The following is a 21752-nucleotide window of genomic DNA, read 5'->3' on the forward strand; positions in this document are numbered from 1 at the left end:
CGCGCAACGGATACGAGGAGGCCCGCATGACGCAGACCGCACCCGACGGCGGCACGCCCGGCGAACCCGGCGGCCCCGGAGCCCCGCAAGCCTCCGAGGCCCCCGAGGCGCGCGAGCTCCGCGAGACCGTCGACTACATCGGCGTGACCCGCCTGCAGGCCCGGTACGCCGATGCGGTCAGCTGCCGCGCCTGGGCCGAGTTCGCCGAGATCTTCGCCGCCGACGCCGTCGTGGTCGTCGACACCGGCGTCGGCGAACCGCTGCGCCTTGCCGGGCCCGACGGCGTGTCCGGGTTCATCTCCGGGGCCATCGAACGCTTCGAGTTCTTCCAGTTCGTGCCGCTCAACACCCGCGTCGAGACGTCCGTCGGTGGCGACCCGGACGCCGCCGAAGGCCGCCTCTACATCTGCGAACTGCGCCAGGACCGCGAGTCCGGGCGCTGGACCAACGCCTTCGGCGTCTACCACGACCAGTACCGCCGCACCCCCGGCCCGGCCGGCACCCCGCGCTGGGTCTTCGTGCACCGCCGATACCAGTCCCTGGCCCGCACCACCGGCCGCGCCGAGGTCTTCGACTTCCCGCACCACCTGGCCCCGGGCGCCCTCGGCACTATCGCCCCGTGACCGGCTCTCCGCCGGGGGATTGACGCTGTGTCAGCTCTTGCAACGCCCGCCCGCGCGGCACATGATCGGCCCAGCACACCGACGGCGGCAGGGGAGCGGGCACGATGGCGGGACGGTTCGAGGGCAAGCGCGTACTGGTGACCGGTGCGTCGTCCGGGATCGGGGCCGCGACCGCGGTCGCGTTCGCACGCGAGGGCGCCGTGGTCGGCATCGCCGCGCGCCGCGCCGACCGGCTTGCCGACGTGCTCGCCGAGTGCCGTACGCACACCCCCGGCGCGGCCGCGTTCACCGTCGACCTGGCCGACCTCGACGGCATCGAGGCGTTCGCCGCCGAGGCGGCCAAGGAACTGGGCGGCGTCGACGTGCTCGTCAACAACGCCGGCATCCCCAAGCGCCGCCGCGCCGCCAAGCTGACCCCCGAGGACCTGCACGAGGTCATGGCGGTCAACTTCGAGGCCCCCGTGCGGCTGACCGGCGCGCTGCTGCCGGCGATGCTGGAGCGCGGCGACGGGCACGTCGTGAACCTGTCGTCGATGGGCGTGCACATGTTCAGCTTCGGGGTCGGCGCGTACGCCGCGTCCAAGGCCGCCGTCGAGCTGTGGACCGAGGCGCTGCACCTGGAACTGGCCGGCACCGGCGTGGCCGCGCACCTGTTCGTGCCGGGCACCACGCTCACCGAGTTCAGCAAGGAACGCGAGGGCAACGACCCGCCGTTCCCGGTCGACCCGGCCGCCGCCGCGACCCCGGAGCAGGTCGCCGCCGCCTTGCTCGACTGCCTGGGCACCGACGACTTCATCACCTACGCCACCGAGCGCGACGCGGCCACCGCGAAGGCCAAGAACGCCGACCCCAACGCGTTCCTCGCGCAACTGCGCCGCCGCTGACGCAGCCGCCGACCGCCGCCCGGGTGCGTGTCCGGGCGGCGGATCTTTGCCCGGCATGGAAGACTCGCCCGGTACGTCACGCATAGCTCGGGGAGGACCAGCCGGTGAGCATCCAGGAACTGCCGTACCGTCAGATCCGGCAGTCGGCCAAACTCTCCGGGGTCTGCTACGACATCCGCGGCCCCGTCCTCGACGAGGCGAAGCGGATGGAGGACGAAGGCCACCGCATCCTCAAGCTGAACATCGGCAACCCGGCGCCGTTCGGCTTCGAGGCGCCCGGCGAGATCCTGCACGACATCATCATGGGGCTGCCGTCCGCCCAGGGCTATTGCGACTCCAAGGGCCTCTTCCACGCCCGGCGCGCGGTGGTGCAGCACTACCAGGAGCGCGGCATCCACGGCGTGGACGTCGAGGACGTCTACCTCGGCAACGGCGTGTCCGAGCTGATCGTGATGTCGCTGCAGGCGCTGCTCGACGACGGCGACCAGGTGCTCGTCCCGGCCCCCGACTACCCGCTGTGGACCGCGGCCGTCTCGCTGTCCGGCGGCACCCCCGTGCACTACCTGTGCGACGAAGGCGCCGACTGGTTCCCCGACCTCGACGACATCGCCGCCAAGATCACCGACCGCACCCGGGCGATCGTGGTCATCAACCCGAACAACCCGACCGGCTCGGTCTACTCGCGCGAACTGCTCGAGGGCATCGTGGACCTGGCCCGCCGGCACGGCCTGCTGATCCTCGCCGACGAGATCTACGACAAGATCCTGTACGACGACGCCGAGCACGTGCCGCTCGCCTCGCTGGCCCCCGACCTGCTGTGCCTGACGTTCAACGGGCTCAGCAAGGCCTACCGGGTGGCCGGCTTCCGGTCCGGCTGGCTCATGCTGTCCGGCCCGAAGACGCACGCCGCGAACTACATCGAGGGCCTCAACATCCTGGCCAACATGCGGCTGTGCGCGAACGTCCCCGCGCAGCACGCGATCGCCACCGCGCTCGGCGGCCACCAGAGCATCCGCGAGCTGATCCTGCCCGGCGGCCGGCTGCGGGCGCAGCGCGACAAGGCGTACGAACTGCTCACTTCGATCCCCGGGGTGACCTGCGTCAAGCCGCGCGGTGCGCTGTACGCGTTCCCGCGGATCGACCCCGAGGTGTGCCCGATCGCGGACGACGAGAAGTTCGTGCTCGACCTGCTGCTGCAGGAGCGCATCCTGGTCGTGCAGGGCAGCGGCTTCAACTGGCCTACGCCGGACCACTTCCGGATCGTGACGCTGCCGCACGTGGACGACCTGGACGACGCGATCACCCGGATCGGGAAGTTCATCGGGTCCTACCGGCAGTAGCCGCGGCCGCCGTGCTTCCTCCGACTCCGGGCGGGCGACGGAAGTGACCGTACTTGATCGCTTCTGTTCGCCCATGGATAGGTTTGGGCTATGAGCAATGAGTGGCCTGCGCACCTTCCGGTCGGCGCTGTTCGTTTCGCCCGCCCGACGGCCCGCTACGACGAGGTCGTGGCCTTCTACGAGGACGCCCTGGGCCTGCCCGTCCTCTTCCGCTGGCGCGGCGACGACGGCCACGCCGGATACGACGGCGTGCTGGTCGGCCTGCCCGGCGCCGCCGTGCACCTGGAGATCACCCAGCACGGCAACCCGCCGGTGATCCCCGAGCCGCACCCGGAGAACCAGCTCGTCCTCTACATGAGCGGCCCGGACGCGGTCGCGGCGGCTGCCGCCCGGCTCGCCGAGCGCGGCCACGAGCCGGTGCCGGCCGCCAACCCGTACTGGCCGGAGCGCGGCTGCCTGTGCTTCGCGGACCCGGACGGCTGGATCATCGTGCTGGCCCCCTGGGTGTTCGGCGTCGACCCGGTGCCGGCGCCGAAGGCCGGCTGACCCGCTCGGCTCCGCACGGCTCCGCACGGCTCCTCGCGGCGCCGCGCGACCACACGGCCGCGGCCCGGCCCTCGGACCTGCAATGGCAGTGGCCCGGCCCCTCACGTCGAGGGGCCGGGCCGCTGCCGTTGTCGCCGCCGGACGCTGCCGGGGGCGGATCAGACCTTCTTCACCCGCGGGATGATGCGCTCGCCGAACAGCGCCGCCTGCTCCAGGAACTCCGCTCGGGTGTGCGCGGGCAGTGCGATCGTCACGCCGGTGACGCCCGCCGAGGCCTGCTCGGTCAGGTCCTCGACCACCGCGTCCGCGTCGATGTCGGCACCCGAGAACATGCTGAGCCCGCGCGGCATGAAGATGACGTCGATCGGGTCGGTGCGGCCCACCGACTCGGCGTATTCGCGCGCGTAGTCCAGCCGGGCCCGCAGGTCGTCGAGCGACTCGATGCCGGGCGTCTTGAGGCTCTTGGACGCCTTCGCGGGGGCCGGCATGGGCAGCCAGCCGTCGCCCAGGTCCACCACGCGGCGGATGGCCCGCTTGCTGTTGCCGCCCACCCACACCGGAATCCGGGGCTGCGCCGGGCGCGGCAGCATCGTGTTGCCGGTGGCGGCGTAGCCGGAGCCCTCGAACACCACGCTCTCGCCGGTCCAGGCCGCCCGCATGGCGCGCAGCGCCTCGTCGAGCCGGTCGTTGCGGTCCGCGAAGTCCGCGCCCAGCGCCGCGAACTCGGGCTCGAGGTAGCCCGCGCCGACGCCGAGGATGACGCGTCCGTTCGACAGCGCGTCCAGCGACGAGATCATCTTCGCGGAGACGAACGGGTTGCGGTACGCGGGCACGAACAGGTTCGTGTGCATCCGCAGCGTCGTGGTGGCGGCCGCCGCGAACGACAGCGTCACCATCGGGTCCAGGGTGTGGTGTCCGCCGTGCGCCAGCCAAGTGTCGCCGGGGAAGGGATGGTCGGTGGTGAACACCGCGTCGAAGCCCGCGGCCTCGGCGGCGCGCGCCATCTCCATGACCGCCTCGGCGCTGATCAGATCGGCACCGGCGTCGACCAGGTGGGTGGGGAGCCCAAGCGAGAGGAACATGGGCCGACGCTAGCAGGGATCTGACGAACCGTCAGGAGCGGGGCGGTGCGGATCTCGCGGGGGTGCCGGCGGCGGCGTGCCCGGGGCGGCGGCAGGCGGCCCGGACGCGGTCAGCCGGCGCGGCGGGTGCTCCCCGGCGCGGGCGCCGCCTCGGGGGAGCCGGGGGAGTCGGGGGAGGGGGCCGCGGGACGGCCGCCGGAGGAATCCCGCGCAGAATCGCCCGAAGGAGTGGACGCCTGGTCTTCTTCGGGGCCCTCTTCGCCATCCCCGGGGGCCGATTCGGCGGGGTCCGAATCGCGGGGAGCCAGGGGATCGGACGGGTCAGCGGCGCGTTCGGCGTCCGCGATGCCCGGGGTTCCCGGGGCGTCCGATGCCTGCGCGGGGACCGCGCCGCCGCGGCCCGGGACGTCGGGATCGCCCGCGTCGGAGGCACGCTCCGCGGCATTGCGGGCCTTCGCCGCCCGCAGGACCAGCACGACCACGGCCATGAAGGCCGCGTAGCCGGCGACTCCCACCCCGAGCCAGACCCACACAGTGCACTCCCTCGCGAATCCGGTGGGCAGGGCTCCGCCGCGCGGCGTGACGAGCCGGTCACCCGCTGCGTCCCGACGATCCTAGGGCGTTTTTCGGACGTGCCCCGATCACCGGCGATTCGGGCGATTCGCCTCCTGCCGCGGCGTGCCGGGGCGCGGCAGGGGGCTGCCTACCGGAGTTCGTGCCTCGATGCATGACGGCACTTGTCCGGAATGTACCCACGGGGAGGCGGTCAACCCCTGGGCAGGGGCGGGGAGTTGGGCGGATCTCCGGGGCAGCTTCGGGAGTTGGCCGGAGTTCGGCCCACAAGCTGCGCGGATCGGACGCCGGGCGTCCGGGTGCGTTCCGAGGCCGACCGGTGCCCGCGGGCTGCCGGGCGGGCATCCGGAGTGCCGTCCGGCGTGCCGCGGACGTGCCGCGGACGCGCTGCTGGGGCATGCCGAGGCGTACGAGAAAGGTCGGGGTTGCATCGCGAGCGTATTCCGATATATCGTTGAGCCATCGCGAAGGGTTCGCGATATGAAGGAGACACATCATGTATGCCAAGAAGCACCGCCCCGGATGGGGCGACCGAGAGATGCGACGTCCGGCGTTCGGCCCCTGGGGCGGCCCCGACTCCTCGTGGGGTCAGGGCGGCGGCCCGGGCGGCTTCGGCCGCGGCCACGGCCATGGCGGCCGGGGGCGCGGGCGCGGCGGCCGGGCCCGGCGCGGCGACGTCCGCGCGTCGATCCTGGCGCTGCTCGCCGAGCGGCCCATGCACGGTTACGAAATGATCCGCGAGATCGCCGAGCGCACCCAGGACGCGTGGAAGCCGAGCCCCGGCTCCGTCTACCCCACGCTCCAGCTCCTCGAGGACGAGGGCGTCATCGCGGGCGAGGAGTCCGGCGGCAAGAAGCTGTTCGCGCTCACCGAGGCCGGCCGTGAAGAGGCCGCCGCGCAGCCCGAGGGCACCGCGCCGTGGGACGCCGTCAACCAGGGCTTCGACCGCGAAGGGTCCCGCGAGGCCCGCACCGCGGTGTTCCAGGTCGCCGACGCCCTGCGCCAGGTCATGGCGACCGGCAGCGAGGACCAGCGCGCCAAGGCCTTCGCGGTCATGAACGACGCGCGCAAGAAGCTCTACCTGATCCTCGCCGAAGCCGAGTAGACCCCGTGATCCCGCCCGCGGATCACGAGGTCCGCCTCGCCCGCATGGTCCGGGTGATGCGGCTGGGCCGGATCATCGGCCCGGGGCCGGTCCCCGTCCCGTCCGCGTCACCAGGGCGCGACCCCGTAGTCCTTCAGGAAGCATCCGAAGGGCGGCTCGGGGCCGCGCTCTCCGCGGACCACCGGGTCGTAGACCCGGGCCGCCCCGTCGACGATGTCCAGGGGCGTGCGGAACCCCGCGCGGGCCACCCGCTCGCGGTCCGGGAAGGGCTTCTCGTCGGTGATCCAGCCGGTGTCGACGCTGGTCATGTAGACGCCCCGGGCGGCCAGATCGGCCGCACTCGTCCGGGTGAGCATGTTCAGCGCGGCCTTCGCCATGTTGGTGTGCGGGTGCCCCGGAGCCTTGTAGGCCCGGTTGAACTGCCCCTCCACGGCTGACACGTTCACGACGTAGCGGCGCTCGTACGGCGACGCCAGCATCAGCGGCAGCAGCCGGCCGACCAGCAGGAACGGCGCGGTCACGTTGACCAGTTGGACCTCGAGCATCTCGAGCGGGTCGACCTCGTGCACGCGCTGCGACCACGAGTTGGCGGACGCGGTGTCCGGTATCAGTCCGGCAGCGTCCACCTGAAACGGCAAGCCGGGCAGGCCTGGCACGCTACGCGGCCCCGGCAGACCCGGCAGGCCTGGCAGACCCGGTAGGCCCGAGAGGCCAGGCAGACCCGGCACGCCGGCCCCGGGCACAGGGCCGATCGCGGACGGCAGCGCCGTCAGCGCGGTCACCGGCTCGAACGCCGCAGCACCCAGCGCGGCCCGCTCCGCGGCGAGCAGCGGCGCATAGGCCGACGGCGGCCGCCGCACCGTCTGCGCCGCGTTGTTCACCAGAATGTCCAACGGACGCCCGTCCGCCAGCAGTTCGTCGCACCAGGCGAGGAGCCGCACCGGGTCCCGCAGGTCCACAGGCGCGACCGAGAGCCGGTCCGCCCAGGCGCGGTAGTCCGGAGCCGCGGCGAACCGGGTCCGCGTGTCGTGCGGGAAACGCGACGTCACGATCACCTCGGCGCCGTCCCGCAGCAGCTTGAGCACCAGCTCGAAGCCGATCTTCACGCGGCCGCCGGTGACCAGTGCGCGGCGGCCGGACAGGTCGGTCCGGGCCCCGCGGCGCTGCCGGTTCACGCGCGCGCACGGCGGGCACAGCTGGTGGTAGAAGCCGTCGATCACGGTGTAGTGCTGCTTGCAGACGTAGCAGCGCTGCCCGCCCGCGACGCGGCCCGCCGATGCCGGCGCGGCCGATGCGTCCAGCGGCTCGTCGTCCACCCGTCCCTCCGCACCGGTCGCGGTGCGGGCCAGAACCCTGGCCCGTGCCGCGGCCGCTTCGCGTTTGCGGGCGGCCCGGCGCCGCTTGCGGCCGGACTTGGAGAACTCCGCGACGGCCTGCTCGATCCGGATCCGCAGGGGGTCGTCGGCGGCCAGCTCGCGCAGCGATTCCAGGTGCGCGAGGCACGCCTCGGTGGTGGTCGGGTCGCCGGACGCCGCCAGGGGCGCCGGAATCGTCTCGGTCAAGGCGGCACTCCCCGGGTGTTCTTGCGCAGGCAGAAGGTCCGAGCCCTACGGCTCGGCGGCGGCGGGCCGCAGCCCGCCGGGCAGTTCGTCGTACCGGTGCGCCATCGCGGATCTCCTCGTTCGGATCGGACGCCCGGCCACGCTACTGGGCACGGCACGGCAGAGGCACCGGAATTACCGGCGGTCGCAGCGCCCGGGTAGCGTCGGCCGGACACATCCGAGGACCGGAGCCGGGAGCCGCCGCATGACCACCGCCGACCACGAGGCGCAGGCGACTCCTGCGGTATCCGGCGCGCCTGCCGAGCAGTGGCACACCGCGGAGGAACTCGCGGCCGCCCGGGTGCGGTTCGAGGCCGCAGTGCCGGGCTGGCAGGTGCCCGCGGCGTTCGGCATGGGCATCGCGGCCCGGCGGCCCGGAGAGGGCGGCCTCGCGGACCCGGCCGACGCGGCGTCCCCGGGGTCCCCGGCGGACCCGGCGGACCCGGCGGACCCGGCGGACCCGGCGGACGAAGAGGACGGCGACGACGGCACGGTCTTCCCGGTCGCCAACGCCGGCGGCGCGGCCCTGTCCGCGATCGTGCTGGCCACCGCCTGCGGGCACACCGGTGGGACCGCCGCGTACGCCCTGACGCCCGACCAGGTCCGCACCGCGATCGCGCTGCTGTCGCCCGCCGAGGCGTACACCGCGGTGCCGCACCCGAACATGGCGGCCTGGCGCGGCATCCTGAACGACATCACGGACGTCGGCGACGACGTGGCGTACGCGGTGGCGGTGTTCGTCGCGGACCTGGCCGACCCGGTCGTGGACCGGCATGACGCTGCGCTCCGCGCGGCGGTCGCCGAGGCCCGCGGAGCAGGCTGAGCCGAGGCCGGGAGCAGCCCGCGGGCCTGGCCTATCCCGATGCCCCGAACGGTCGATAGGGTGCGGTTTCCTGCAGGATCCGAACGGCAAACCGAGCTGGTTCGGGCAGAAACCGGCCACATTCGGCACGTTGTCTGCTGCGGATCCGCCTTCGCGACAACAGGGGTTCGGTCATGGCCAGGCGGGGCGCGCCGCGGTTCAGCTGTCTGTCGGTGGTCGTCGTCGCCGTGGTCGTCGTCGGCCTGGTGGTCGCCGGACTCGTGGTGACGCTCAAGTACGAGGCCCGCCGCGACCTCAAGCGCACCGAGAAACTTGCCCTCGAACACGCCCGGCACTGGGCGGACGTGGTGGCCGGCCAACTCGACGCCGGAGCCTCGCCGGTCCGCGACTCGCTGCGCCTGGACTTCTGGGAGGTCAAGGTGCGGGTGGTGACGCTGGACCGCACCGTGGACGGCATCACCGGCATCGTCAAGGCCGAGGAACTGCGCACCACCACCTTCGGGAAGTCGACGATCTTCCGCTGCTTCAGTTACGACATACCGGTCAAGGGCCGCCCCGAGGGCCGGTTCACCGTCGTGCCCGTGGCCTGCCCGCCGGTGCTGCCCGGCGTCGGCGGCGGCACCTGACCCGACCGGCCGCCGAAAAACCGCCGCCCGATCGCCGACCCGGTGTGGTTGGCTGTCGGACTTGCGCACAGAGCACCGAGCACGGAGCGGACCGCCGACCGCGGATCGCGAGGAAGAGGTGGACACCATGGGGAGTGCCGCGGAGCCGGCGGTCTTGATCGTCCCGCAGTGGCAGGGGTCGTCCGCGGCCGCACCGAAGCTGCTCGTCGACGGCGCCTACGGCAGCGCCCGGCTGCTGCGCGCCGGCCTCGCGGTCGCGGTCCCGGCCGAAGACCCGGCCCCCGACGCCCTCGTCCGCAATGCCGCGGCGGTCCGGGACCGGCTGGCCGGCACCGCGCCGGACCAGGTCGTGGTGACCCTCGGCGGCGACTGCGGCGTCGAACTCGAGCCGGTGGCCGCCGCGGTCGGCCGGTACGGCACCGACCTCGCGGTGGTCTGGCTGGACGCGCACGGCGACCTCAATACGCCCGAGGAGTCCCCGTCCGGCGCCTTCCACGGCATGGTGCTGCGCACCCTGCTCGGCGCCGGGCCGGTCGAACTCCTGCCGCCCGCCGACCGCCGCCTCTCCCCGGACCAGGTGGTCCTGGGCGGCACCCGCGCACTCGACGCCGGGGAGCGCGCCTACATCGGGGCGCACGGCGTGCGCACGATCCCGGTCGCCGCACTCGCCGGGCCGGAGGCGCTCGCCGAAGCCGTCGCCGCCACCGGGGCCGCGCACCTCTACGTGCACGTCGACCTCGACGTCATGGACCCGCACGAGTTCGACGGGCTCTCCTATCCCGAACCGGACGGCATCACCGCCGCGCAGCTGTGCGCCGCCGTCGCCGCCCTCGCCGCGCGCTTCACGCTGGTCGGCCTCGGCGTCACCGAGCACGCACCCAGCGGCGACGCGGCCGCGGCGGAAGCCGACGCGCAGGTGCTGCGCGACCTGTTCACCGCGGCCGGGCTCGGCGCGCTGCTGCGCTGACGCCCCCGCAGGCCTCCGCCCGCGGGGGCATCCCGCGGCGTCAGCCGGCCGCGCCCAACGTGGCCGCCCACGGCCAGTACAGCTGCGTGATGTTCGCGGTCGCCCCGGTGGCCCGGTTGTTCATGAACATGCTGTGCGGCGTCTCGAACAGCGGGATGTCGGGCAGGTCGCGCAGCACGATCTCCTGCAGCCGGACCGTGAGTTCGGCCCGGGCCGCCGGGTCGGCGGTGCCCATCGCCTGCTGGGCGATCGCGTCGTACTCCGGGTTCGTGTAGCCGCCGTAGTTGGCGCCCTCGCCGGTACGCAGCGACTGGTAGAACTCCAGCGGGTCCGGTGTGCTGTCGTACCCGCTGGTGATCAGCAGGTCGATGCCGGCGCGCGCGGCCTGGTCGGTGAACAGCGCGGAGTATGCCTCCGGCGAGACGGTCCGCAGCTCCACGTCCAGCCCGATCTCGCGGCCCGCGGAGCGGATCGCCTGCGCGGTGACGCTGATCTCGGCCCCGATGTCGCTGGTCGCCACCACGACCTTGCGGCCCTGCGCGCCGGCCTCCGCGACCAGCTTCTTCGCCGCGCCGAGGTCCCGGGCCAGCGGCGGCAGCGCGTCCTGGATCTCCTGCGCCCGGGCCGGCGGCACCGTGCCCCAACCGGCCGAGGGCAGCGCGGACTTGGCAGGCTTGCCGTACCCGCCGAGGGCGTCCGCGACGATCGCCTCGCGGTCGATCGCCAGCGACAGCGCGCGGCGTACCCGCACGTCGCCGAGCGTGCCGTCCAGATTTGTGACCGCGGCCAGGTAGGCGCCGGTGTTCACGCCGAAGTACAACTCGCCGGCGCCGGTGTCGGACAGCTTGGCGTACGACGCGGTCGGCAGCATGTACGCGCCGTCGACCTCGCCCAGCATCAGCGCGTTCATGCGCGCGGCCGGGTCGGGCATGACGACGAACTCCAGCCGCTCGGTGCGGGGGACCAGGGAGGTGTCCCAGTACTCCGCGTTCTTGCGCAGCACGATCGACGTGCCCGGCGTCCACCGCTCGACCGCGTACGGGCCGGTGCAGTCCACGCCGCCCTGCGGAGTGCCGTAGCCGCTCCCGGCCCGGGCCAGGAACGCGGCGCTCTCCACGGTGCCCGGGGAAGCCGCCAACTGCTGGTTGAGCAGCACATTCGGCTTGGTCAGCCGGATGGTGACCTCCAGCGGTCCGGTGGCGGTGATCGCCGCGACGTCCCGGAACGCGCTGCGCCACGCCGACCCGAGCGCCGGGTCGAGGTGCCGCTTCAGGCTGGCCACCACGTCCTGCGCGGTCATCGTCCCGCCGCTGTGGAAGCGCACCCCCTCGCGCAGCTTGTAGACCCAGGTCAGCGGGTCAGGATTGGCGAACGACACGGCCAGCCCCGGCACGACCTTCAGGTCCGGGGTGACCCGCAGCAGCTGGTCGCAGACGTTGGCGAGCACGGTGTTGGGCAGGTAGTCGAAGGCGTGCAGGTAGTCCAGCGACTGCGGCTCCGCGTAGAGCGACCAGGTCGCGGAGGCGAGCGGCCCCCGGGCCGCGGGCGTGTCCTCGGAGAGGCGGTAGGTCGCCGAGGAGCCGTGCGGCGGCGCGCTGCCGTCCGAGCAGCCGGCCGCGGCCGCGACGACGGTCAGGGCTGCGGCGGCGGCCAGTACGGGGGTTCTGAGCAGGCGCAAGTGGACCGGCCCTTTCGTGCTTCGTGCATTTCGTGCAATTTCGGCAATTTCGTGCCGTGCGGACGGCTGCGCAGGTGGTGCAGCGGGGTGGCGGCAGCATGCGGGCATGGCAAAGCCGACAGCTCCCGGCTGTCCTGGCAGGTGCCGCGAGTATTGACGCGGGAACGTTCCCGTACAAGGGTTGCCTGACCGGACCCCCGCGAGATCACACCCCATCGATCCCGGAGGGCCGTCCCTGCCCGGCACACTGTCAGGATCGAGGCCATGAACGAAGCGGATCGTCGGGAAGGCCGGCCCGCGCGGCCCGCGGGCTCCGCACGCCAAGGCGGTGCCAAGCCTGCGGTGGCGCGCGTCCGCCTCGTGGACGTGGCCCGCGAGGCGGGGCTCTCCAAGACCACCGTCTCGGCGGCCCTCAACGGCACCGGGCGCCTGTCCGACGCGGTACGCGAGCACGCGCGCGAGACCGCCCGCCGGCTCGGCTACCGCCCGAACGCGACCGCCCGGCTGCTGCGGGCCGGGCACACCCGGCTGATCGGCTTCGCGGTGCGCGAGTACGTCGCCGGGCCCTGGGCGTACATGGAACTGCCGTACTTCACGCAGCTCACCAACGCGACCGCCACCGCGGCGCTCGAACACGGGCACGCGCTCGTGCTGCTGCCCAACCACTCGCCGCGCGACGAATGGGCCGACCTGCCGCTGGACGCCATCTGCCTGGTCGACCCGGTGGTCGACGACCCGCTCGTGGACGACTTCCTGGCGGCCGGCATCCCGGTCCTCACCGACCGGCGGGTGGAGGGCCGGCCCGGCGGCTACTGGGTCGACATCGACTACGACGCCGCCATGCGCAGCGTCCTGGACCACCTCGCCGAGCAGGGCGCCACCGACATCGCCATGGTCACGGCGGGCCTGGACACGCTGTACACCCGCCGCTACCTCGCGGCCCAGGAGGCCTGGTCCGCGGAGACCGGACGCCGGGTCCGCGTGGCGATGGTGGACCGGCCGGGGGTCGCCCCCACGCTGGCAGCGATCGGTGAACTGCTCGGCGGCGCCGGGCCGGGCCCCGACGCGCTGTTCGTGCTCAACGAGGTCAGCCCCACGCTGATCCTGGACTGCGCCCGGCGGCACGGCCGGCGCGTACCGGACGACCTGCTCGTCGTGTGCGCGACCGAGGACTCCACCGCCGAGCACACCGACCCGCCGGTCAGCGCACTCAGCATGCAGCCGGCGCTCGTCGCGGTGGCCGGCGTCGAACTGCTCGTCGAGGTCCTCGACAAGGGCCTCGCCGAACCGCGCGGCACCGAGGTGGCCACCCGGCTCGACATCCGCGCGTCGTCCCTGGCGAGCGCCCGCACCGGCAGCTGACGCGAAACGGCCGCCGCGCCCGGTCATCCCGGGGTGCGGCGGCCGAGTCGGCGACCCGAAACCCTAGAACGGCATGTGCATACCCATGCGGGCGTTGCGCGCCGCGCGGTCGATCTCGTCGAAGAACGTCTCCTTCGGCAGCGCGCCGACCAGCTTCTTGCCGTTGATCACGAACGTCGGGGTCATCTCCACCCCGGCCGCGACACCGTCCCGCACGTTCTGGTCCACCGCGGCCCGGGCCGCGGGGCTCGCCGCGTCGGCGGAGAACCGGGCCAGGTCCGGCACCCCCGCGGCGCGCGCGTACCCGACAAGGGCGTCCTCACTGGCCGCGGAACGCGCGCCCTTGTCGAACAGCACGTCGTAGAACGGCCAGAACCGCCCCTGCTGCCCGGCCGCCCATGCCGCCTGCGCCAGCGTGTACGAACTCTCCCCGCGGATCGGGAAGCTGCGGTACTCGATGCGGAGCACGCCGGTGTCCACGTACTTCTTGACGACTGCCGACGAGGTCTCGCGCGCGAAGACGCCGCAGTAGTGGCAGTTGAAGTCCGAGTACTCCACCATCAGCACCGGCGCATCCGCCCGCCCGAGCGACATCGGCCCGACCGCCGCCTGCGGCCCCACGACCCGGCCGTCCGCCCCGGGCCCCGGGAAGAACCCGGCCGGCAGCGTGCCCGCCTCCGTGCGCTCCGCGGGGGCCGTCGGCGTCACACCGCCGGCGGGCCGGCCGGGCGCCGACGTCGCCTGCGAGAACTGCGCGAGGATCCCCATCATGACGGCCAGCAGCCCCACCGAGGCCATGACCAGGACGCGCCGCCGATAGGCCCGCGAGGTGGGCCCCTCGTCCGCACTCAGAATCAACCGCATAACCGCGCCCGCCGCCTTCCGCTCGTGCTCGCCCTACAGCGCGCAACACAACGACCGGACCGCCTGAAGGGACACGCCCCGTTGCTCCACCCGAGCCGACCGATCACCCCTCTGGCGAGCGGTGCTCCCAGGGCGGCCGGTAGGCCAGGCCTCCATAGGAAGCCTGGTGGTCATTGAGGACGAGAGCGGCGAGCCACTGCAGCTCCAGGAAGTACCGGAACGCGCTTGCGTCGTACCTCGGGTATCCGAAAAGGCGGGTCGCGTCTTCCAAGTGGGCCGACTTGCTGTGCAGTTTGTGCCAGTCGGTCGAGTCCAGGTCACCGTCCCGCTCCAGATAGGCGGACACGGAGTTTTCGACGGTTGCCACCACATAACCGAACAGCGCTCGGTCTGATTGGGGCATGTCCGGGAACGGTGTCGCCCGGTGGGCGGCGAATCGGATTCCGGCCTCGCGGAACATGACCGCATGTCCGTCCGGCCCGGCCCAACGGATGCCGCCGATATAGCGGAGGTCGTCAGGCTGGGGACGCCGCCGGTGTTGCGCCTTCTCGACGCGGCGCTTTGCCGCGAACGCAGCGGTGTCGGCCAGCAGCGCGCGGCGGCTGGTCAGCAGTCGGTCCAGGGCGTATTCCAGTGCGGCTTCGTCCTTGCGCAGGTCACCGAGGGTGTGGAGGTACGACCAGGTGGCGTGGAAGCCGAGCGGGGAGTAGCGGTGGACGACCGAGGCCATGGCCCCGCGGCGCCGGTGCATCGGCAGGGAGCGGTCGGCGACTGCCGCGACGTAGGAGTGGAAGCCCATCGGGGGATCAAACCGCATCTGTCCCGAGTTGCCGAGGACTTTTGGGTTCGGTTACGAAGCCACGCCTTATGAGCGGCGGATCACGCGCGGTGGCCGGGATGTGCAGAAAGTCGCCGCAGCCCGACTGTTCGTGCGGGAATCGGCGGCGTTGTGTCAGGGCGGGGCTGCGGGGCGTGGTGATGTCTGCAAAAGGGAAAGTTCGCAAAATCTTGGCCGGGGCGGCTCGTTTGAGTCGGCGGAGGTCCGCTGCCTACGTTCTTCGGCGTCGGCCTACCCGCCGGCCCCGCTCTCCGGAACGCCGAATTCTGCCGCCGGACGGGACGGGACAGCTGAGCACCAGCCACGGCAGAAGCGGGGGACCCAGGTGAACCGCCGACCGGTCGACGACCGGGACGGCTTGGGGTGAAGCCGCGCCACTGCGCCTCGTACGAAACGCACGAGGACGCGGAGGGTGCGGCCGGGCATCTCCGGCCCGAATCCGACAGCTCACCTCGCAGGCGTGGGAGAGGAACCGCTTCATGCTGTCCGGAACCCGCAACCGGCTGAGCACCAAGTCCCGTATCGCCGTCGCCGCCGGTGTCACCGGTGCCGCGATCGTCACCCCGCTGATCGGCGCCACCGGCGCCTCGGCCGCCACCGTGAGCACGTGGGACAAGGTCGCGCAGTGCGAGAGCACCGGCAACTGGTCCATCAACAGCGGCAACGGCTTCTACGGCGGCCTCCAGTTCACCCAGAGCACCTGGAACGAGTTCGGCGGCGGGCAGTACGCCGCGCGGGCCGACCAGGCCACCAAGGACCAGCAGATCGCCGTCGCCGAGAAGGTGCTGGCAAGTCAGGGCCCGGGGGCATGGCCGGTGTGCTCGGTCAAGGCCGGGCTGACCAAGGGCGGCGGCTCGCCGTCGGTGGACACCTCGGCGAGCAAGAAGTCCGAGACCCCGAAGTCCGAGACGCTGAAGTCCGGCGCCGCGAAGTCCGCGGCCGGCACGTCCGAGAGTGCGGCTTCCGAGGGGACGAAGTCCCAGGAGAAGAACACCGGTTCGTACACCGTCGTGCTCGGCGACACGCTCGAGAAGATCGCCGACGCGCAGCACGTCAGCGGCGGCTGGGAGCAGTTCTACCAGAGCAACCGCGACGTCGTCGGCGGCAACCCCGACCTCATCTACGTGGGCCAGAAGCTCGCCCTGGGCGGCGGTTCCGCGGCCGGCGGCTCGGCGGAGACCGGGGCGAAGCTCACCCCGGACACCAAGTCCTCGGCTCAGTCCTCGGCCCAGGCGTCGACCAAGACCTCGGCCTCGTCCGCGTCCGAGGAGTCGTCGTCCGGCTACGTCCGCCCCGTCCCGGGTGCGGCGCACGGATCGTACGGGCGTACCGGGTCGCTGTGGTCGCACGGACACACCGGTGAGGACTTCAGCGCCTCGTCCGGGACCTCGGTCAAGGCGGTCACCACCGGCACCGTGGTCACCGCAGGCTGGGGCGGCGCCTACGGCAACCAGGTCGTCATCAAGCACCCGGACGGCAAGTACACCCAGTACGGGCACCTCTCGTCGATCTCGGTGTCGGTGGGCCAGAAGGTCGCCACCGGCCAGCAGATCGGCCTCTCGGGTGCGACCGGCAACGTGACCGGACCGCACCTGCACTTCGAGGTGCGCACCGGGCCCGAGTACGGGTCGGACGTCAACCCCGACGCGTACCTGCGGGCCCACGGCGTGAACGTCTGAGCGATGCCCGCGGCATCCCGCGCGTTCGCGGCGTAGGAGAAGGACCTGCTCAGTTGTGGGACTGACGCAGGAGATCAGGTGGCGGAGGCCGGCCGGGGTCAGCTCCCGGCCGGCACCCGCCGCCTCGGCGTGCCGTCAAGTCGTATGACTATCCGACAAGTTCGCGCCAGACGGCGACCTGCTCCGCATCGACCGGGGAAGCCCAGCCGCGCGGCCGCGCCGGCGTGCCGATGTGGAACGCGTCGAGGCCCGCGGCCCGCAACTGCCCCACGTGCTCGGCCCGCAGGCCGCCGCCGACCAGGATGCGCGGTCCGCAAGCCGCGGCGGCGTCCGCGGCGAGGACCGCGGCCCCGGCCGCGACGCCGTCCGCCGCACCCGAGGTGAGCACCGTGTCGACGCCGGTCAGCGCGCCGACCGTCTCCCACGCCTCGGCACGGTCGCGCGTGTGGTCGAACGCGCGGTGAAAGGTCCAGTGCGTATCGGGCAGCACGCCGAGGACTTCCTCGCACGCCTCCACGTCCACCCGGCCGTCCTCGCCGAGCCAGCCGCCCACGAACTCCCGCGCGCCCGCCCGCCACAGGGCCTCGGCATCGGCGCACAGCCGGGCCAGCGGCACACCGCGCGCGAAGCCCGCGGCTCGCCGCACCATCACGCGGACCGGGATCTCCACCGCCTCGCGTACCTCGGCGAACACACCTGCGTCCGGGGTCAGCCCGTCCGCCGCCATGTCCGCCACCAACTCCACCCGGTCCGCACCGCCCGCCGCCGCGGCGCGGGCATCGGCGGCGGACAGGACCACGACTTCGAGCAGGCTCTGCGACATGTCCGGATCCTGCCACGCGTCAGTGCGCCGCCAGGTGCTCCAGCAGCGCGGTGTTCAGCGCGTCGGCGCCCTGCTCGGGCACCCAGTGCCCCACGCCCGGCAGCGCCACGAACCGGTACGGGCCCGCCACATGCTCCGCCGTCCGCTCGGCCGCCGCACGGCTCAGCGCGGCGTCGTCCGCACCCCACACGTACAGCGTCGGCGCCGCGATCCGGCCCGCGTCGTGCAGCGACTTCGGCGTGATGGCCCGGTACCAATTGAGCGCCCCGGTGAGCGCGCCCGGCTCGCGCAGCACGTCGAGGTACTCCGCGACGGACGCCTCGGGCAGGCCCTGGTACGCCGCTCGCAGATACGCGGCGTCGTCTGCCAGCAGGGTCTCCTCGGCAGTGCCGCGGGTCCGGAACAGGTCCATGTAGGACGAGCGTTCGCGCTGGTCGGAGCGGCCGTCGCGGGCCGCCGCGGACATCGCGTCCGGGTGCGGCGTGGACACGACCCCGAGGCTGCGCACGCGCGCCGGGTGCAGGCCGGCGACCTGCCACGCGATCGCGCCGCCCCAGTCGTGGCCGACCAGGTCGAACCCCGCGCCGGCCGCGCCGAGCGCGTCAGCGACCGCAAGCACGTCGCCGACCAGCGCGTCCCGGTCGTACGCGGACTCCTCCGCGGGCCGGGCACCGGGGGAGTACCCGCGCTGGTCGAAAGCGACGGCCCGGAAGCCCGCATCGCCCAGCGCGTCCAACTGCGCGAGCCATTCCGCCGAGGTCTGCGGGAAGCCGTGCAGCAGGACGACCAGGCGGCCGTCCGCCGGGCCGGCTGCCCGGGCCCGGAAGGCCAGGCCGCCGGCCTGGATCCGCACACTCTCGATGACCGCCACTCGGCACCCCGCTCGTTCGGTCGACGCGTCCACCCGACAGTGTCCGGCGGAACCCGCCCGTGCGTCACCCGGCCCCGTGCGCAGCACCGCTCGGCACCGGGGAACCGACGACCGCAGGGGCGATTTCCCGCCACTCCTCGAGCGGCAACCGGGCGGGGTCGGCGGTCAGGACCTGAAGGCACACGTGGTCGGCGCCCGCGTCGAGGTGCGCGCGGACGCGGCGCTCGACGGCCTCGACATCGCCGTACGCCACGATCGCGTCGACGAGCCGGCGGCTCGGGCCGTTCACGGTGTCCTCGTCGCCGAAGCCCAGCCGCCGGACGTTGGCGGCCTGATGCGGCGCCGCGGCGACATACATGGCCACGTGCGCAGTGGCGATCTCGCGCGCCCGTTCGATGTCGGTGTCCAGCACGACGGCCTGTTCGACGCCCAGGAACGCCGCCGAGCCCATCAAGGCGCGGGCCTGCGCGGTGTGTTCGACGGGCACGAAGTACGGATGCGCGCCCCAGGCCCGTGCCCCGGCCAACTGCAGCATCTTGGGGCCGAGCGCGGCGAGGACCCGGCGCGGCGGCCCGTCGGGGCGCGGCCCGTGCATGGGGACCGCGTCCATCGAGTCCAGGTACGCGGTCATCGTGGCGACCGCGCGGCCGCGGGCCGGCATCGGGTACCCGTCCATCTCGTGCACGGTGTCGTCCACGCGATGGCCGCCGAGGCCGAGGACGAAGCGGCCCGGGTACGCGTCGGCGAGGGTGCGTTCCGCGGTGGCCATGGCGATCGGGTCGCGGAAGGCGATGTTGGCGATGCCGGCCGCGACGGTGAGGCGGCGGGTGGCGGCGAGCAGCAGCCAGGCCTGGCCGACGCTGTCGCGGCCGAACGCCTCGCCGTACCAGAGGGCGCCGTAGCCGAGTTCCTCGATCTCGGCGGCGGCCTCCCGGACGCGGCCGGCGGGGTGGGCGTCGAAACCGAAGGTCCAGATCCCGGCCCGGCCGAGGCCGGCGGTGGCGGAGAGCGAAGCGGGGTCCGTGTAGTCGGGGTGTGCAGGCAGGTGTGCAGGCGTGTGTGCAGGCATGGAGGTGCCGTGCTCCTTCGCGGGGTCGCGGACAGGCCGCCGAATAACCGGAGAGGTTCTCCGGATGACTGCCACGACAATACGGAGAACCTCTCCGTTTTTCCAGGGGGCGGATAGGATCGGACCGCGCAGCACGCACCCCGAGCAGCGGAGACCCCGCCGGAGAACAGGCAGACATGGCCGCACCCCACACCGCATCCCACACGGCACCACACGGCGCACCCCCCAGCGCAGCGCAGCCGCCCCGGCGCGCCGACGCCCGGCAGAACCGCGAACGTGTGCTGGCCGCGGCCCGCGAGGTCTTCACCGAGTCGGGGCCCGAGGCGTCCCTCAACGAGATCGCGCGCCGCGCGGGCGTCGGCCCCGGCACGCTCTACCGGCACTTCCCCAACCGGCACGCCCTGGTCGCCGCGGTCGTGAAGGACCGCGTCACGGCCCTGTGCGGGCACGCCGACGGACTCCTCGCTGCGGACCGGCCCGCCGACGAGGCTCTGGCGGATTGGCTGCGCGCCTTCCTCGAGCACGCCCGGACCCAGCACGGCATGGGCGTCGCCGCGATGATCGCCGATGCCGACGCGGCCGGCGGCGGTGCCGAGGCCGGCGGCGAACTCGACCTCAATTGCCACCTGTCGATCCACAATTCCGCCGAGGCGCTGCTCGGCCGGGCCCGCGAAGCCGGGTCGGTGCGCCGCGACCTGAGCGCCGACGACCTGATCCAGCTGGTCGTCGGCATCGCCCTGTCCACCGCCCGCAGCCCCGATCCCGACCAGCCCGAACGCCTGCTGGCCCTGGTGCTCGACGCGGCTCGGCCCCGCTGACTACCCGAAGTTCCATGCGGCGGGCAGTGCCGCATCGCAGACCGCGCAGGTGAAATCCCCGTCGCGCACGACATTCCGCTCCGCGCACGCCGCGCAGCGCCGGAACACGATCGCGTACGTCAGCTCTGCGGGATGCGGCACCCCGATGCGGTCGAGAACCACCGAAAGCACGTCCCAACAAGACGGTTCGGGGCAGTAGCCGGTCGAAAGATTGCTCACCTCGTCCACCACCCACCGGCCCGATCGGACCGCGAACCCGATCTCACCCGCGGCCAGTACCGGGCGCCCCGCGGCGCAAGCGACATGCTCGCTGCGCCGCGGCGCCAAGCGAAGAATCCCGTCCTCGGTGACGGCATAGGTGAACGGCTCGGAGTGTTCCGCGCGGTCCCGGGCAGTCAGCCAAGCGGCCAAGTCGCCTGACGAAACGATCGGTTGGCCGGGTGCGGCGCCCGATTCCGCGGCCGCCGCGGCGATCTCGGGCGGCCCGACGTACGCATAGACCCGCGGCGTGCCCGCGGTCAGTCGGAGGCCAGGCGGTCCCGGTGCCATACACCGATCATCCCCGACTCCGCGGGCGGGTTCCCCAGCGCCGCCCAGAAGCGGTCGGCGATGTGCGCCGGGTCCGGGGCCGCGTCCGGCCCGCTGTCCGAGCGCGGACGCGCACCCGGTACGCCGTCCGACCACGACAGCGAGACCCGCGCCCGGTGCGTGAACTCCTCGTGCACCGCGGCCAGCGCCGCGGCGACCCGGGACCTGCGCAGCCCGAGCAGCCGCGCCATCGGCGCGGCCTGCGACTTCGGCCGCCCCTGCAAAGTCTCGTGCAGCAGCCGGTCCACCTCCGGTGCGGCACCCGACACCGTGGCCAGATCGCGCAGCGAGAGCCGCAATTCGCGGACCAGCGCGGCGGTCGAGCGCTCGTCACCGCGCCAGGTGTTCTCCTGCTCCATCGCCTCGTACCTGGCCCGCGGCACGCCGATCCGCACGCACAGTTCGTCGACCGAGAGCCGCTGCCCGATCCGGTGCTCGCGCAGCGCCCCCGCACTGCCCATCAGGTCGGCGGGGGAGCACCACAGGATCTCCGCGAGCGCGAGCAGTTCCGCCTCCCCGGGCGCGGACCGGCCGGACTCCCAGTCGGCCACCGCGCGGCCGTCCGCGAAGATCCGGAACGCGGCCAGGCCATGCGCGACCTGATCATGCGTCAAGTGCAGGCCGACCCGGGCCCGGCGCGCGGCCGGTGGCGAGAAAGGCGGACGGGGAGTGTCTCTGGCGGACTCCATCGGGCCAGGCTAGGCGCGCGACACGCCGACCGGACCTGGAGGATCGCACCGCAGTGGACGCACCGCGGCAGCCCCGGATCGGCACAATCTCCAGCAACTCCGGCGGCACTCCGGGACACCGGACAGCAGAAGACCCCGGAGCGAACGGGGGGACGCTCCGGGGTCTCATGCAGTACAACGACGGCCCCTCGGCGGGGTTACGGATCGCTCGCCGGGAATTCCGACCGGTTGTCCGCCCAGCTGTCCGCGGTCCGCATCGGTGGCCGGATCCTTGCCTCCGGCGGAATTCGCCTGCATCCGCGT

Annotated in this window: 22 protein-coding genes and 1 riboswitch; of the genes, 11 read left to right on the forward strand and 11 right to left on the reverse strand. The window is 73.1% G+C overall.

Going from position 1 to position 21752, the window contains the following annotated elements:
• Nucleotides 1-26: 26 nt before the first annotated feature.
• The 4 genes from LZ495_RS10155 to LZ495_RS10170 all read left to right on the forward strand — a co-directional run bounded on the left by LZ495_RS10155 (nt 27) and on the right by LZ495_RS10170 (nt 3393).
• Complete coding sequence (locus tag LZ495_RS10155; RefSeq protein WP_235051735.1) at nt 27-623, forward strand: nuclear transport factor 2 family protein; 597 nt, start codon at nt 27-29, stop codon at nt 621-623.
• A gap of 104 nt (nt 624-727) precedes the next feature.
• Nucleotides 728-1507, forward strand: coding sequence for an SDR family NAD(P)-dependent oxidoreductase (locus LZ495_RS10160; protein WP_235051736.1), 780 nt, complete (start codon nt 728-730; stop codon nt 1505-1507).
• 104 nt (nt 1508-1611) lie between these two features.
• Nucleotides 1612-2847, forward strand: a complete 1236-nt coding sequence (locus tag LZ495_RS10165) for a pyridoxal phosphate-dependent aminotransferase (RefSeq protein ID WP_308267881.1) — start codon at nt 1612-1614, stop codon at nt 2845-2847.
• A gap of 90 nt (nt 2848-2937) precedes the next feature.
• Nucleotides 2938-3393 (forward strand): VOC family protein, encoded by a 456-nt coding sequence (locus tag LZ495_RS10170; RefSeq protein WP_235051737.1) that lies wholly within the window; start codon nt 2938-2940, stop codon nt 3391-3393.
• 158 nt (nt 3394-3551) lie between these two features.
• Here the strand turns inward: LZ495_RS10170 and LZ495_RS10175 are convergent, their stop codons facing one another.
• The gene (locus LZ495_RS10175; protein WP_235051738.1) at nt 3552-4475 is read right to left on the reverse strand and encodes an LLM class F420-dependent oxidoreductase; all 924 of its coding nucleotides are present in this window, start codon (nt 4473-4475) and stop codon (nt 3552-3554) included.
• Nucleotides 4476-4585: 110 nt separating this feature from the next.
• The gene (locus LZ495_RS10180; protein WP_235051739.1) at nt 4586-5008 is read right to left on the reverse strand and encodes a flagellar biosynthesis protein FlhF; all 423 of its coding nucleotides are present in this window, start codon (nt 5006-5008) and stop codon (nt 4586-4588) included.
• Nucleotides 5009-5544: 536 nt separating this feature from the next.
• Between LZ495_RS10180 and LZ495_RS10185 the strand changes: the two genes are divergently transcribed.
• Nucleotides 5545-6153 (forward strand): PadR family transcriptional regulator, encoded by a 609-nt coding sequence (locus tag LZ495_RS10185; RefSeq protein ID WP_235051740.1) that lies wholly within the window; start codon nt 5545-5547, stop codon nt 6151-6153.
• A 107-nt stretch (nt 6154-6260) separates the two neighbouring features.
• On the opposite strand, the gene LZ495_RS10190 is transcribed toward LZ495_RS10185, so the two are convergent.
• On the reverse strand, nt 6261-7691 hold the full coding sequence (locus LZ495_RS10190) for an SDR family NAD(P)-dependent oxidoreductase (protein WP_372498554.1): 1431 nt from the start codon (nt 7689-7691) through the stop codon (nt 6261-6263).
• A gap of 268 nt (nt 7692-7959) precedes the next feature.
• Between LZ495_RS10190 and LZ495_RS10195 the strand changes: the two genes are divergently transcribed.
• The 3 genes from LZ495_RS10195 to LZ495_RS10205 all read left to right on the forward strand — a co-directional run bounded on the left by LZ495_RS10195 (nt 7960) and on the right by LZ495_RS10205 (nt 10170).
• Complete coding sequence (locus LZ495_RS10195) at nt 7960-8577, forward strand: hypothetical protein (protein WP_235051742.1); 618 nt, start codon at nt 7960-7962, stop codon at nt 8575-8577.
• A gap of 173 nt (nt 8578-8750) precedes the next feature.
• On the forward strand, nt 8751-9203 hold the full coding sequence (locus tag LZ495_RS10200) for a hypothetical protein (RefSeq protein WP_235051743.1): 453 nt from the start codon (nt 8751-8753) through the stop codon (nt 9201-9203).
• Between the two features lie 127 nt (nt 9204-9330).
• Nucleotides 9331-10170, forward strand: a complete 840-nt coding sequence (locus LZ495_RS10205; RefSeq protein WP_235051744.1) for an arginase family protein — start codon at nt 9331-9333, stop codon at nt 10168-10170.
• 40 nt (nt 10171-10210) lie between these two features.
• Here the strand turns inward: LZ495_RS10205 and LZ495_RS10210 are convergent, their stop codons facing one another.
• The gene (locus LZ495_RS10210) at nt 10211-11848 is read right to left on the reverse strand and encodes an ABC transporter substrate-binding protein (RefSeq protein ID WP_235051745.1); all 1638 of its coding nucleotides are present in this window, start codon (nt 11846-11848) and stop codon (nt 10211-10213) included.
• A 264-nt stretch (nt 11849-12112) separates the two neighbouring features.
• Between LZ495_RS10210 and LZ495_RS10215 the strand changes: the two genes are divergently transcribed.
• On the forward strand, nt 12113-13210 hold the full coding sequence (locus LZ495_RS10215; RefSeq protein WP_235051746.1) for a LacI family DNA-binding transcriptional regulator: 1098 nt from the start codon (nt 12113-12115) through the stop codon (nt 13208-13210).
• Between the two features lie 63 nt (nt 13211-13273).
• Here the strand turns inward: LZ495_RS10215 and LZ495_RS10220 are convergent, their stop codons facing one another.
• Both LZ495_RS10220 and LZ495_RS10225 read right to left on the reverse strand, forming a co-directional pair.
• Nucleotides 13274-14074, reverse strand: a complete 801-nt coding sequence (locus LZ495_RS10220) for a DsbA family protein (protein ID WP_235051747.1) — start codon at nt 14072-14074, stop codon at nt 13274-13276.
• A gap of 103 nt (nt 14075-14177) precedes the next feature.
• Nucleotides 14178-14873 (reverse strand): hypothetical protein, encoded by a 696-nt coding sequence (locus tag LZ495_RS10225; protein ID WP_235051748.1) that lies wholly within the window; start codon nt 14871-14873, stop codon nt 14178-14180.
• Between the two features lie 328 nt (nt 14874-15201).
• A riboswitch (cyclic di-AMP (ydaO/yuaA leader) is annotated at nt 15202-15386 on the forward strand.
• A gap of 5 nt (nt 15387-15391) precedes the next feature.
• Here LZ495_RS10225 and LZ495_RS10230 point away from each other — a divergent pair.
• The gene (locus LZ495_RS10230) at nt 15392-16591 is read left to right on the forward strand and encodes a transglycosylase family protein (protein WP_235051749.1); all 1200 of its coding nucleotides are present in this window, start codon (nt 15392-15394) and stop codon (nt 16589-16591) included.
• A 148-nt stretch (nt 16592-16739) separates the two neighbouring features.
• On the opposite strand, the gene LZ495_RS10235 is transcribed toward LZ495_RS10230, so the two are convergent.
• From LZ495_RS10235 to LZ495_RS10245, 3 genes are all read right to left on the reverse strand, one after another.
• Nucleotides 16740-17414: a copper homeostasis protein CutC gene (locus LZ495_RS10235; protein ID WP_235051750.1), complete on the reverse strand. Its 675-nt coding sequence runs from the start codon at nt 17412-17414 to the stop codon at nt 16740-16742.
• Between the two features lie 19 nt (nt 17415-17433).
• On the reverse strand, nt 17434-18285 hold the full coding sequence (locus tag LZ495_RS10240) for an alpha/beta fold hydrolase (RefSeq protein WP_235051751.1): 852 nt from the start codon (nt 18283-18285) through the stop codon (nt 17434-17436).
• A gap of 64 nt (nt 18286-18349) precedes the next feature.
• Nucleotides 18350-19354, reverse strand: coding sequence for a TIGR03620 family F420-dependent LLM class oxidoreductase (locus LZ495_RS10245; protein WP_235051752.1), 1005 nt, complete (start codon nt 19352-19354; stop codon nt 18350-18352).
• A gap of 176 nt (nt 19355-19530) precedes the next feature.
• On the opposite strand from LZ495_RS10245, the gene LZ495_RS10250 reads away from it, so the two are divergent.
• Entirely contained in the window at nt 19531-20172 is a 642-nt protein-coding gene (locus tag LZ495_RS10250) for a TetR/AcrR family transcriptional regulator (protein WP_235051753.1), read from the forward strand.
• On the opposite strand, the gene LZ495_RS10255 is transcribed toward LZ495_RS10250, so the two are convergent.
• Nucleotides 20173-20721, reverse strand: a complete 549-nt coding sequence (locus tag LZ495_RS10255; protein WP_235051754.1) for a hypothetical protein — start codon at nt 20719-20721, stop codon at nt 20173-20175.
• The gene (locus LZ495_RS10260) at nt 20691-21449 is read right to left on the reverse strand and encodes a helix-turn-helix domain-containing protein (RefSeq protein WP_235051755.1); all 759 of its coding nucleotides are present in this window, start codon (nt 21447-21449) and stop codon (nt 20691-20693) included. The genes LZ495_RS10255 and LZ495_RS10260 overlap by 31 nt, the downstream gene beginning before the upstream one ends.
• Nucleotides 21450-21752 lie beyond the last annotated feature (303 nt).

The organism is Yinghuangia soli (assembly GCF_021502675.1).
Lineage (GTDB): Bacteria > Actinomycetota > Actinomycetes > Streptomycetales > Streptomycetaceae > Yinghuangia > Yinghuangia soli.